Annotated in this window: 10 protein-coding genes; 6 read left to right on the forward strand and 4 right to left on the reverse strand. The window is 70.7% G+C overall.

The window, feature by feature from the left end; genetic code table 11:
- Nucleotides 1-47: 47 nt before the first annotated feature.
- The 5 genes from EPA64_RS13015 (at nucleotide 48) to EPA64_RS13035 (ending at nucleotide 7,435) form a co-directional block, all read left to right on the forward strand.
- Nucleotides 48-1,190: a pyridoxal phosphate-dependent aminotransferase gene (locus EPA64_RS13015; RefSeq protein ID WP_134726786.1), complete on the forward strand. Its 1,143-nt coding sequence runs from the start codon at nucleotides 48-50 to the stop codon at nucleotides 1,188-1,190.
- Complete coding sequence (locus tag EPA64_RS13020; protein WP_246026757.1) at nucleotides 1,187-2,452, forward strand: N-acetylmuramoyl-L-alanine amidase; 1,266 nt, start codon at nucleotides 1,187-1,189, stop codon at nucleotides 2,450-2,452. Before EPA64_RS13015 ends, EPA64_RS13020 begins: the two co-directional genes overlap by 4 nt.
- 112 nt (nucleotides 2,453-2,564) lie before the next feature.
- Nucleotides 2,565-5,078: a penicillin-binding protein 1A gene (locus tag EPA64_RS13025; RefSeq protein ID WP_134726800.1), complete on the forward strand. Its 2,514-nt coding sequence runs from the start codon at nucleotides 2,565-2,567 to the stop codon at nucleotides 5,076-5,078.
- 125 nt (nucleotides 5,079-5,203) lie between these two features.
- A complete protein-coding gene (gene prfB / locus EPA64_RS13030; RefSeq protein ID WP_134726787.1) occupies nucleotides 5,204-6,331 on the forward strand; it encodes a peptide chain release factor 2 in 1,128 nt (375 codons plus the stop codon).
- 57 nt (nucleotides 6,332-6,388) lie between these two features.
- Complete coding sequence (locus EPA64_RS13035) at nucleotides 6,389-7,435, forward strand: patatin-like phospholipase family protein (RefSeq protein WP_134726788.1); 1,047 nt, start codon at nucleotides 6,389-6,391, stop codon at nucleotides 7,433-7,435.
- Here EPA64_RS13035 and EPA64_RS13040 read toward each other — a convergent pair.
- The 4 genes from EPA64_RS13040 to tyrS are packed head-to-tail and all read right to left on the reverse strand — an operon-like array spanning nucleotide 7,426 to nucleotide 11,205.
- On the reverse strand, nucleotides 7,426-8,136 hold the full coding sequence (locus EPA64_RS13040; RefSeq protein ID WP_134726789.1) for a DUF502 domain-containing protein: 711 nt from the start codon (nucleotides 8,134-8,136) through the stop codon (nucleotides 7,426-7,428). The genes EPA64_RS13035 and EPA64_RS13040 overlap by 10 nt on opposite strands.
- A gap of 32 nt (nucleotides 8,137-8,168) precedes the next feature.
- Nucleotides 8,169-9,083 carry a pseudouridine-5'-phosphate glycosidase gene (locus EPA64_RS13045; RefSeq protein WP_134726790.1) on the reverse strand — a complete coding sequence of 305 codons (915 nt, stop codon included), beginning with the start codon at nucleotides 9,081-9,083 and terminating at the stop codon, nucleotides 8,169-8,171.
- Nucleotides 9,080-9,964 carry a PfkB family carbohydrate kinase gene (locus EPA64_RS13050; RefSeq protein ID WP_134726791.1) on the reverse strand — a complete coding sequence of 295 codons (885 nt, stop codon included), beginning with the start codon at nucleotides 9,962-9,964 and terminating at the stop codon, nucleotides 9,080-9,082. The genes EPA64_RS13045 and EPA64_RS13050 overlap by 4 nt, the downstream gene beginning before the upstream one ends.
- The gene (tyrS, locus tag EPA64_RS13055; RefSeq protein ID WP_134726792.1) at nucleotides 9,961-11,205 is read right to left on the reverse strand and encodes a tyrosine--tRNA ligase; all 1,245 of its coding nucleotides are present in this window, start codon (nucleotides 11,203-11,205) and stop codon (nucleotides 9,961-9,963) included. The genes EPA64_RS13050 and tyrS overlap by 4 nt, the downstream gene beginning before the upstream one ends.
- A gap of 73 nt (nucleotides 11,206-11,278) precedes the next feature.
- On the opposite strand from tyrS, the gene EPA64_RS13060 reads away from it, so the two are divergent.
- A partial coding sequence (locus tag EPA64_RS13060) for an anhydro-N-acetylmuramic acid kinase (RefSeq protein ID WP_134726793.1) occupies nucleotides 11,279-12,139 on the forward strand: 861 nt, incomplete at its 3' end.

The following is a 12,139-nucleotide window of genomic DNA, read 5'->3' on the forward strand; positions in this document are numbered from 1 at the left end:
CGCGCCGCCCATGCGGGCCAAAAGCGGCGCAAAACGGGGGCAGGCAGATGCGGCAGTCACAGCGCGGTCAGGTCGACGCATTCATCGTCATGGACGTGATGGAGGCGGCCCGCGCGGCCGAGGCCGCCGGACGGTCGATCATCCACATGGAGGTGGGCCAACCCTCGACACCCGCGCCCGCGGCGGCCCGCGCGGCGCTGGCCGGGGCGCTGGACCAGCCGCTGGGCTATACCGTCGCGCTGGGGCTGCCGGAGCTGCGCCGGGGGATCGCCGATCTTTACGGGCGCTGGTATGGCGTCGATCTGGACCCCGCGCGGGTCGTGGTGACGCCGGGATCGTCGGGGGCGTTCATCCTGGCGTTCTCGGCGCTGTTCGATGCGGGCGACCGCGTCGCGGTGGGTGAGCCGGGGTATCCCAGCTATCGCCAGATCCTGCGCGCCATGTCGCTGGAACCGGTTGGGATGTCCACGCTGGCCGAGAACCGCTATCAGCCGGTGCCCGACGACATTCCGGCGGGCGTCGCGGGGGTGATGCTGGCGTCGCCCGGCAATCCGTCGGGCACGATGCTGACCCGCGACCAGTTGTCGGCGCTGGCGGACCGGACGGCGGGGCAGGGGGCGGCGCTGATCTCGGACGAGATCTATCACGGGCTGAGCTATGGGGCGCCCTGCGTCAGCGCGCTGCAGGTGACCGACGATGTGGTCGTCATCAACAGCTTTTCCAAGTATTTCAGCATGACGGGCTGGCGACTGGGCTGGATGGTCGTGCCCCCCGACATGATCCGCACGGTCGAGCGCATCGCGCAGAACATGTTCATCTGCCCGCCCCACGCCAGCCAGATCGCCGCGCTGGCCGCGCTGTCGCCGCAGGCGGATGCCGAGGCGCGGGCAAACCTGGAGGTTTACGCCGAGAACCGCCGGATGATGCTGGACCGGCTGCCCGCGATGGGGTTCACGCGCATCGCGCCGCCGGACGGCGCGTTTTATGTCTATGCCGACGTGTCCGACCTGACCGACGACAGCCTTGCCTTTGCGGCCGAGATTCTGGATCGCGCCGGGGTGGCGGTCACGCCGGGGCTGGATTTCGATCCGGTCCGGGGGGCGCGGACGCTGCGGTTTTCCTATGCGCGGTCCACCGACGACATCGCCGAGGGTCTGGAACGGCTGGCCCGGTTCATGGCGGCGCGGTGATCCGGGCGGGCGCAGCCCTTTCGCTGATGCTGGTCCTGCTGTCCGCACCCGCCTGGCCGCAGGGGGCAGATGGCCCTGCGGCGACTGGGCAGGCGGCCGACCCGTCTGCCGCGCCCGCGCTGGTGCCCGCCCGGTCGTCGATCACGGCCGATGGGCGCGACGGGGGCAAGCCGCGCCCCCTGACGCTGACGCTGGGCCTGACGCGGCCGGTGCCGCATCGGGTGGCGCTGATCGACGCGCCGCCGCGCCTTGTCATCGATCTCGACGGCGCCGTGCTACCGCCGCAGACGGCACTGCCCGGCGCCGATCTGGTGCCCGCATTGCGCTGGGGGACGGGGCAGCGCGGCTGGTCGCGGGTGGTGGTGGAACTGCCCGGCCCGATGCGGATCGACCGGGCGGCACTGTCGGAAGGCCCGGCGCTGGTGGTCCGCCTGTCCCCGGTCGCGGCCGACGACTTTGGTCCCCGGCGCGACGCACTGGCGGTGCTGCGCGGCCTGCCGCAACCGGCCGAGGTCCGGCCGCCCGCCTCGCGCGATGGCAGGGTGCGGGTGGTGATCGACCCCGGCCACGGCGGCTTTGACCCCGGCGCGCAGGTCGGCGCCATATCCGAGGCGGCGGTGATGCTGGGCTTTGCCCGCGAACTTGCCGCCGCGCTGGGGACCGCCGGGATCGAGGCGGTGCTGACCCGCGACGACGACCGCTTTGTCGCGCTGGAACGGCGCACGACGATCGCGCGGGCGCAGGGGGCCGACCTGCTGATCTCGTTGCACGCCGACGCCCTGCCGGCCGGTGCTGCGGCAGGGGCCACCATCTACACGTGGGACGAGGATTCCAACGACCGCGCCGCGCGGCAACTGGCGCTGCGCCATGACCGCGACGACATGCTGGCGGGCATCGACCTGGCCGACACGGACGAGGCGGTGACGGGCGCGCTGATCGACCTTGCGCGCCGCAACACCCAGCCGCGCAGCGAGGATTTCGCCCGCCGGCTGACCGCGCAACTGGCGGCGGCGGGCATCGGCATGCACCGCACGCCCATGCGCGGGGCGGCGTTTTCGGTGCTGAAATCGCCCGACATCCCGTCCGTGCTGCTGGAACTGGGCTTCCTGACCGATCCGGCGGACCGCGCCAATCTGTTCAATCCCGAATGGCGCGAAGGCATGGCCCGCGCCATCGCCGCCAGCGTCCGGGACTGGGCGGCGGCGGGCGGCGAACTTGTCCCCGCCGGCGCCCCCGGCCCACAGGAACCCGCGCGGCGCTGACCCGCGCAAGCCGGGGCGCGCCTGACACAACGTTGTTTTGACGCACCCCGGCACCGACTGTATAGAGACCGCCGATCCCCTTGCGGGCGATCCCCCCATGAGGCTGGCGCATGTGATCCGTTTCGTTCTGAACTTTCTGGGCGCGATCTTTTCGTGGTTCGTCACCGCGGCGGCGTTCATCGCGCTGACCTTGGGCGGCATCTTCTGGATCTATTCGCGCGACCTGCCCAGTCATCAGGAACTGGCGAACTATGCGCCCAAGACGATCAGCCGCATCTATTCCGGCGAAGGCAAGCTGATCGACGAGTTCGCCGAGGAACGCCGCATCTTCGTCCCGGTCGAAGAGATTCCCGACGTGGTCAAGCAGGCCTTCATCTCGGCCGAGGACAAGAACTTCTATACCCACCGCGGCTATGACCCGCGCGGCATGATGGGCGCGCTGGTGCAGGCGGTCCGCTCGCGGGGCGAATCCGTGCGCGGCGCATCGACCATCACCCAGCAGGTGATGAAGAACTTCAAGCTGTCGTCGGACCGCACCGCCGAGCGCAAGGTCAAGGAGCTGATCCTGGCCACCCGGCTGGAAAAGTCGCTGACCAAGGACCAGATCCTTGAGCTGTATCTGAACGAGATCTTCCTGGGCCAGAACAGCGCGGGCGTCGCCGCGGCCGCGCAGACCTATTTCAACAAGGCGTTGTCGGAACTGGCCCCGCACGAGGCCGCGACCTTGGCGGCGATGCCGCAGGCGCCCTCGCGCTCGCTCGTGCGCGACAAGGACCGGGTGACCGAGCGGCGCAACTATGTCCTGCGCGAGATGTGGCAGAACGGCTATCTGGACGAGGCGACGTTCCGCGCCGAGGCGGCGCAGCCGCTGCGGTCGGTCCAGAACGGCGACTTCCCGTCCTTCCGCGACAGCCTGCCGCCGCGCGACTATTTCACCGACGAGATCAGGCGCCAGCTGTCCGCCCAGTTCGGCGAGGACCAGTTCTATGGCGGCGGCCTTTCCATCCGCGCCACGGTCGAGCCGCAGTTGCAGCAGGTCGCGGCCAAGGCGCTGCAGGACGCGCTGGAAAACTATGACCGGGGGCTGGGGCTGTGGCGCGGTTCCGGGCAGACGATTCCGGCCGACCAGCTTGGCGACGAAAAGCTGTGGCGCGCCGCGCTGGGCAAGGCGCAGGTGCCGCGCGACGTCGAGGGCTGGCACCCGGCCGTCGTGCTGGACGTCGGCGACACCGACGCGCGCATCGGCATCGAGGACGTCCCCGAGGACGAGGACGGCCACTGGATCCCCGCCAAGGACGTGCAATGGGCGCGCAAGCTGATGCCGGGGCGCGAGCGCGCGCCGCAGGCCCGCGTCGCGGGCGACCTTTTGGCGGTCGGCGACGTCGTGCTGGTGCGGCAGATGACCGACGACGCCACCGGCGCGTTCATCCGCTGGACGCTGCGGCAGGTGCCCGCGATCCAGGGCGGGTTCATGGCGATGGACGTGAACACCGGCCGCGTCTATGCGATGCAGGGCGGGTTTTCCTATCAGTCGTCGGTGTTCAACCGCGCGACGCAGGCCCGGCGCCAGCCGGGGTCGTCGTTCAAGCCCTTTGTCTATGCGGCGGCGCTGGACAGCGGCTATACCCCCGCGACCATCGTCGCGGACGAGCCGATCACCGTGAACACGCCGCAGGGGCTGTGGACGCCCAAGAACGCGGGCGGCGGGTTTTATGGCCCGACGCCGCTGCGCACGGGGATCGAGCAGTCGCGCAACCTGATGACCATCCGCATCGCGCAGGACATCGGCATGGACACGGTCGCGCGCTATGCCGAACGCTTCGGCGTCTATGACAAGCTGGACCCGTTCCTGGCCAACAGCCTTGGCGCGCAGGAAACCACGCTGTTCAAGATGGTCGCGGCCTATGCCATGTTCGCCAACGGCGGCGAGCGGGTGGAACCGACGCTGGTGGACCGCGTGCAGGACCGCCGCGGCCGCACCGTTTATCGCCACGACCAGCGCGTGTGCGAGACCTGCGACCAGCCCGCGCTGCCCGCCGGGCAGGCGCCGCTGATCGCGTCGGACCGCGAACGGGTGATGGACGCGATCACCGCCTATCAGCTGACCTCGATGATGGAAGGCGTGGTCAAGCGCGGATCGGGCCGGGGGGTCAAGCTGGACGTGCCGGTCGCGGGCAAGACGGGGACCACGAACGACGCCAAGGACGTGTGGTTCGTGGGCTTCACCTCGAACATCGTCGCCGGGTGCTATCTGGGCCATGACCAGCCGCGATCGCTGGGCGAGAACGCCTTTGGCGGGACGCTGTGCGTGCCGGTGTTCAACGCCTTCATGCGCCAGGCGGTCAAGCAGTATGGCGGCAGCGCGTTCCGCGTCCCGCCCGGCGGCCATTTCGTCGACATCTCCTATGGCAAGGGCACCATCGCCGAATATTTCCGCGACGGCACCGACGCAGGCAGCATGCTGCACGTGGTGGACGGCGGCTTTGGCCGGGTGGAGCTGCCGGGGCTGCGGGGCAACGACGTGACCAACACCCGCGCCAAGTCGGTCACGACCTCGACCGGGCGGCAGAAGGTCATTCCGAAAAAAGCCGATTTCGGCACCATGAGCTCGGGCGGGCTGTATTGACGCCAAGGCGCGGCGCTTGTGCGCCGGGCTGCCCCGCGCTATCACCCGCTGCCGACGCGGCCGGCCGCCTTTGCCTGCGGCCGTCCGGCGTCTTGCGCCGAACCGACCCGCCGAAAGGACGCCCGATGCGCGCCGAAACACAGGCCACCGCCGACACGATCCGCAAATCCCTGCGCCTGCTGGCGCAGCGGTTGGACTGGGACACCGCGCCCCACCGGCTGGAGGAGATGAACGCGATGATCGAGGACGGCGATTTGTGGTCGGACCCGGCCCGCGCGCAAAAGCTGATGCGCGACCGCCAGATGCTGTCCGACGCCATCGACACCTATCGCCGCATCGACCGCGACCTGGGCGACAACCTGGACCTGATCGAACTGGGCGAGGCCGAGGGCGACGCCGAGATCGTGGCCGACGCCGAGGCCTCGCTGAAGTCGCTGGCCGCGCTGGCCGCGCAGAAGGAACTGGAGGCGCTGCTGAACGGAGAGGCGGACGGCAACGACACCTTTGTCGAGATCAACGCGGGCGCGGGCGGCACCGAAAGCTGCGACTGGGCGTCGATGCTGGCGCGCATGTATGTCCGCTGGGCCGAGAAAAAGGGCTATTCCGTCGAGCTGCAGTCCGAGACGGGCGGGGACGAGGCGGGCATCCGGTCGGCCGCCTACAAGATCAGCGGGCCGAACGCCTATGGCTGGCTGAAATCCGAATCGGGCGTGCACCGGCTGGTCCGCATCAGCCCCTATGACAGCGCGGCGCGGCGGCACACGTCGTTTTCGTCGGTCTGGGTCTATCCCGTGGTGGACGACAACATCGAGATCGACATCCCCGACCGCGACATCCGCATCGACACCTACCGGTCGTCGGGCGCGGGCGGGCAGCACGTGAACACCACCGACTCGGCCGTGCGGATCACCCACCTGCCGACGAACATCGTCGTCACCAGTTCCATGAAGTCGCAGCACCAGAACCGCGAGATCGCGATGAACGCCCTGCGCTCGCGCCTGTATCAGCTGGAACTGGACAAGCGGAACGCCGCGATCAACGCCGCCCACGACGCCAAGGGCGACGCCGGCTGGGGCAACCAGATCCGCAGCTATGTCCTGCAGCCCTATCAGATGGTCAAGGATCTGCGGACCGGGGTGGAAACCAGCGACACGCAGGGCGTGCTGGACGGCGATCTGGACGCCTTCATGGCGGCGACGCTGGCGATGGACGTGTCGGGCAAGTCGCGGGCCGAGGCAAACGCCGACGATTGAACCGGCGGTTCCGTCGGCCTGCGGGCAACGATCCGGCAAAGACAGGGGGTGCGGTCGATGACGCGGATGCTGAACCTGGCCCTGCAGGGCGGCGGCGCGCATGGCGCCTTTGCATGGGGCGTCCTCGACCGCCTGCTGGAAGGCGACGAGATCGAAATCGCGGCGATCAGCGGCACCTCGGCGGGGGCGCTGAACGGGGCCGCGGTCAAGGCGGGGCTGGCCAGCGCGCCGGGCGCGGACGGGCGCCGCGCCGCGCGCGAAAACCTGGACCATGTCTGGTCGCAGGTGGGCCATGTCGGCGACGGGCGCATGGCGCGGTGGATGGCCTCGTCGCTGCCGGTGCCGCACGGCTGGGACCGCCTGGCCGAGATGCTGTCGCCCGCCGCGCTGCTGGAAAACCTGACGCGGGTCTTCAGCCCCTATGATTCGGGTCCGTTCTATTCCAACCCGCTGGCGCGGATCATCCGCCGCCTGCCGCATCCCGACCTGACCCGCGCGGGCGGGCCGCGGTTCTTTGTGACCGCGACGAACGTCCGCACCGGACGGGTGCGGATATTTTCGGGCGACGAGGTCACGCCCGAGGCGGTGATGGCCTCGGCCTGCCTGCCCACGATGTTCCGGGCGGTGGAAATCGCCGACCCCCTGACCGGCCGGGTCGAGGCGTTCTGGGACGGCGGCTATTCCGGCAACCCGGCGCTGTTCCCGCTGTTCCCGGCCGACCTGCCGCGCGACATCGTGATCGTCACCATCAACCCCCAGGAACGCGAGGGCGTGCCCCGCACACCCGTGCAGATCCAGGACCGGATCAACGAGATCAGCTTCAATTCGTCGTTGCAGCGGGAATTGCGCGCGATCGCCTTCGTCAAGCGGCTGGCGGACGAGGGGCGGCTGGAAAGCCGCGCGATGAAAACCCCGCTGATCCACCTGATCTCGGACGAGGATCTGATGATCTCGCTGGGCAGCCGGACCAAGATCATGCCCGGCCCCGGCCTGTTGGCGCGGATGAAGGCCGCGGGCCGCGCGGCGGCGGACCGCTTTGTCGCGGGCGATCTGGCGAATGTGGGGCTGCGCGACTCGGTGGACCTGCGCGGCCTTTACGGCTGACCTGCGGCACCCGCCTGCGGCGCGGGTGCTGCCGCCGGATAGACCAGCCCGCCCGAGATGATCAGCTTGGCCGCGTCCTCGACGCTCATCGCCAGGTAATGCACGTCGGCTTCGGGGACATACAGCAGGAACCCCGAGGTCGGGTTTGGCGTCGTCGGCAGGAACACGGCCATGATCCGTTCGCCCTGCGGGCCGACGCCCGCCAGCTCTCCCTTGGCGGGGCCGGCGACAAAGCCCACGCCCCACAGCCCCTTGCGGGGGTATTCGATCAGGCAGGCGCGGTCGAACTTGGCGTCGCCCTGGCTCAGCAGGGTTTCGCTGATCTGCTTCAGCCCGCCATAGACCGACCGCACGATCGGCACCCGGTCCAGCAGGTTTTCCCCGGTGCGCAGCAGGCTGCGGCCGACATAACCCTTGACGAACCAGCCCACGATGACGGTGAACACCAGAAAGATGATGACGCCGACGCCGCGCGGGTTGATGCCCAGCCAGCGGTCGGGATGCCAGCGCGTCGGGACCATCGGCATGACCCAGCCGTCGACCCACCCGGTCAGCGTCCAGAACAGCCAGATGGTCAGCGCGATCGGCAGCATGACCGCCAGCCCGGTCAGGAACGAGGCGCGCAGCGTGCCGAAACGGCGGGGGCGGCGGGGCGGCTGGGGCGGGGCCTGCAGCGGAGGCAGGTTGTCGGGTTGTCGCATGGCCGCACCGTCCTCCGGCGCGGGCCGGGCGGTCAAGCGCCTTTGGCCGCGATCCGCGCCGCCAGCCGGGCATTGTTGATGACAAGGGCGATATTGGCGTTCAGCGACTGACCGCCGGTCAGTTCGAACAGCCGCGACAGCAGGAAGGGTGTCACCGTCTTGGCGGCGATGCCCTGCGCGCGCGCCTCGTCCAGCGCCTGATCGACCAGCGGGATCATCCGCGCGCGCGGGATCTCGTCATCCTCGGGGATGGGGTTCACGACCAGTTGCCCGCCGGGCAGGCCAAGGGCGCGCCGCATCCGGGCGGCGGCGGCGATCTGGGCGGGATCGTCCAGCCGCAGCGGCGCGGACAGACCCGAATCGCGCGACCAGAACGCGGGCAGCGCGTCCTGCCCGACGGCGATGACCGGCACGCCCAGCGTTTCCAGCAGTTCCAGCGTGCGCGGCAGGTCTAGGATCGCCTTGGCCCCGGCCGAGACGACGGTGACCGGCGTGCGCGCCAGTTCCTGCAGGTCGGCGCTGACGTCCATCGTCTGCTCGACCCCGCGATGGACGCCGCCGATGCCGCCGGTGGCAAAGACGCGGATGCCCGCCAGGTCGGCGCAGATCATCGTCGCGGCGACGGTCGTCGCGCCGGTGCGGCCGGTGGACAGCGCCACGGCCAGATCGGCGCGGCTCAGCTTCATCACCTGGTCCTGCGGCGTGCGCGCCAGCGCATCCAGCGTGGCGTCGTCCAGCCCGACGCGGATGCGGCCGGCCATGATCGCGATGGTGGCCGGGACAGCCCCCGCCTCGCGCACCGCACCCTCGACCCGGCGGGCCACGTCGAGGTTCTGGGGGAACGGCATCCCGTGGGTGATGATGGTCGATTCCAGCGCCACGACGGGGCGGCCATCGTCCAGCGCATCGCGCACCTCGGGGGAAAGGTCGATCAGGTCGTGGGTCATGCGTCCGCTCCGGCGACATGGGCTGCGGCTGCGGCGACGGCGGCGTCCAGCGCCGCCTGACGGTCCGCGCCGCCGTGTTCGGCCACCAGATGCGCGGCCAGGAAGCAATCGCCCGCGCCGGTGACGCGGGCCACGGTGACGCGCGGCGGCGCGGCGGTCAACACCGGCCCGCCTGCGACCGCGCAGGCGGCGGGGCGGGGGCCGTCGGTGACCAGCACGCGCCCCGCGCCGCGGGCGGCCACCGCGGCGGCGGCGGCGGCGGCGTCGGGGCAGGGGCGGCCGGCCAGCGTCTCGGCCTCGGCCCGGTTCAGATACAGCGTGGCGCGGGGTCGGCCCAGAAGGGGCAGCAGCCGGTCGGCCTTGCCGGGGCTGGCGGGGACCACGCGCAGGTCGGCCGCGGCCAGCGCGGGATCGGCCGCGGCGGCGGCCAGCTGGTCGCGGGTCAGGTTTCCGTCCAGCACCACCGGCCCGGACCACGGCCGGTCGGGTGCGCCCAGCCGCCCGTCCGACAGCGCCGACCACACCGCGGCCCCCGCATGTTCCAGCGAATGGGCGTCTGCGATGGCGGCCACCAGCCCGCGGCTGTCCTCGACGGCCATATAGACGTCGGTCGGCCCCGCGCCGCGGGTCAGCCAGCCGGTCGCAACCCCCCGGGCCGCGATGGCGGCGGCCAGCGCGTCACCCTCGGCGTCGCGGCCGACGGCGCCCAGCACGGCGGCACGCCAGCCGCGCCGGGCCAGCGCCAGCGCCACGTTCAGCGCCACCCCGCCGGGCAGGTGCCGGATGCGGCCGGGCACGTCGTCGCCTGCGCTCATCGGGCCGGGGCTGCGGCCGATCACGTCCCACAGCACGGCGCCGATGCACAGGATCTGCGGTGTCATGCCAACAGCAGCATGCGATGTTTCTTCTTGCCGACGCTGACCTTGATCCCGTCGCCGATCAGGTCCGCGTCCAGCATCCGCTGGGGGTCGGTCACGGGATCGTTGTCCAGCCGCAGCCCGCCTTCGGCGATCAGGCGCTTGGCCTCTTTCCCCGACGGCGCGATGCCGGTGCGCACCAGCATCTGCGCGACCGAGATGCCGTCCGCCGCCTCGGCCCGCGGCAGGGTCACGATTTCCAGATCGCCCCCCGCGCCGCCCTGTTCGAACACCGCGCGCGCGGTCGCCTGCGCCGACGCTGCGGCGTCAGGCCCGTGCAGCAGGGCCGTGACCTCGTTGGCCAGGATCACCTTGGCGTCGTTGATCCCGGACCCCGACAGCGCGCCCAGCCGGTCGCATTCCGCCACCGGCAGTTCGGTATACAGCTTGAGGAACCGGCCCACGTCGGCGTCGGTGGTGTTGCGCCAGAACTGCCAGAACTCATAGGGCGACAGCATCGCGCCGTTCAGCCACACCGCGCCGCCCGCCGACTTGCCCATCTTGCGCCCGTCGCTGGTGGTCAGCAGCGGGCTGGTCAGGCCCCAGACGGCGCCGTCCACGACGCGCCGGGTCAGGTCGATGCCGTTGACGATGTTGCCCCACTGGTCGGACCCGCCCATCTGCAGCCGGCAGCCGTGGCGGCGATACAGTTCAAGGAAATCATAGGCCTGCAGGATCATGTAGTTGAACTCCAGGAACGACAGGCTTTGTTCCCGGTCCAGCCGCGAGCGGACGGATTCGAAACTGAGCATCCGGTTGACGCTGAAATGCCGTCCGATGTCGCGCAGGAAATCCAGATAGTTGAGGTCGTCCAGCCATTCGGCGTTGTTCAGCATCACCGCGCCGTCAGCGCCATAATCCAGATAGCGGGCAAAGACCTGCTGCATCCCGTCGATGTTCGACTGGATGGCGGCCGCGTCCAGCAGCGGCCGTTCCTCGGACCGGAAGCTGGGATCGCCGACCTTGGTGGTGCCGCCGCCCATCAGCGTGATGGGCCGGTTGCCGGTCTTCTGGAACCAGCGCAGCATCATGATGTTCAGCAGGTGGCCGACGTGCAGCGACGCCGCCGTCGCGTCATAGCCGATATAGGCCGTCACCGGACCCTGCGTCAGGGCCTGATCCAGCGCCTGCATGTCGGTGCAGTCGGCCAGATAGCCGCGCTCGACCATGACGGTCAGGAACTCGGACGTGGGGCGGTGGGTCATCGGCGTTTTCCTTTTTCTCTGCGTGCCTATACAGCCAGCCGGGTGCAAGGAAAAGCGAGGCGGAGGCGGGCGGATGCTGGTCCTGGGGATGATGTCGGGCACCTCGCTGGACGGGGTGGACGCAGCGGTGCTGGACACCGACGGCGAGACGATCGCGGGCTTTGGCCGCACCGGCTTTCGCCCGTATTCCCCGGCTGAAACGGACGTGCTGCACGCAGCACTTGGCCGCTGGCCGGGGCAGCCCGGCGTGGACCGCGCGGCGGCGCTGTCGGTGGACAGCCACGCCGCGCTTGCCGCCGATTTCCCCGACGCCGCGCTGATCGGCTATCACGGGCAGACGCTGGCCCACGACCCGGCGGCGGGGCGCACCCATCAGGCCGGGCAGGGCTGGCGGCTGGCCCGCGCGACCAGGTGCCGGGTGGTCTGGGATTTCAGGGCCGCCGACATGGCGCAGGGCGGCGAGGGCGCGCCGCTGGCCCCGTTCTTTCACCACGCGCTGGCCCGCTGGGCGGTGGCGCAGGGGCGGCTGGACGCCGCGCCGGTCGCGTTCCTGAACATGGGCGGGGTCGGCAACCTGACATGGTGCGACCCGCGCATCGCCGCGCCGCAGGACGCCTGCGTGGCGTTCGACACGGGACCGGCGAACGCGCCGCTGAACGATCTGATGCGGGCGCGGCGCGGGCTGGCGCGGGACGAGGGCGGCGCGCTGGCCGCGTCGGGCGTCGTCCGCGAAAGCGTCGTCGCGGATTTCCTGCGCCACCCGTTCCTTGCGCGCCCCGCGCCCAAGTCGCTGGACCGCGACGCCTTTGCAGGCCTGGGCGCGGCTGTCGCGCAGATGGACGACGCGGACGCCGCGGCGACGCTGACCCATGCCGCGGCGGCGGCGGTCGCGGCGGGGCTGGCGCTGCTGCCCGACCGGCCTGCCCGCATCCTG

The sequence above is a fragment of the Paracoccus luteus genome (assembly GCF_004522155.1).
Taxonomy (GTDB): Bacteria; Pseudomonadota; Alphaproteobacteria; order Rhodobacterales; family Rhodobacteraceae; genus Paracoccus; species Paracoccus luteus.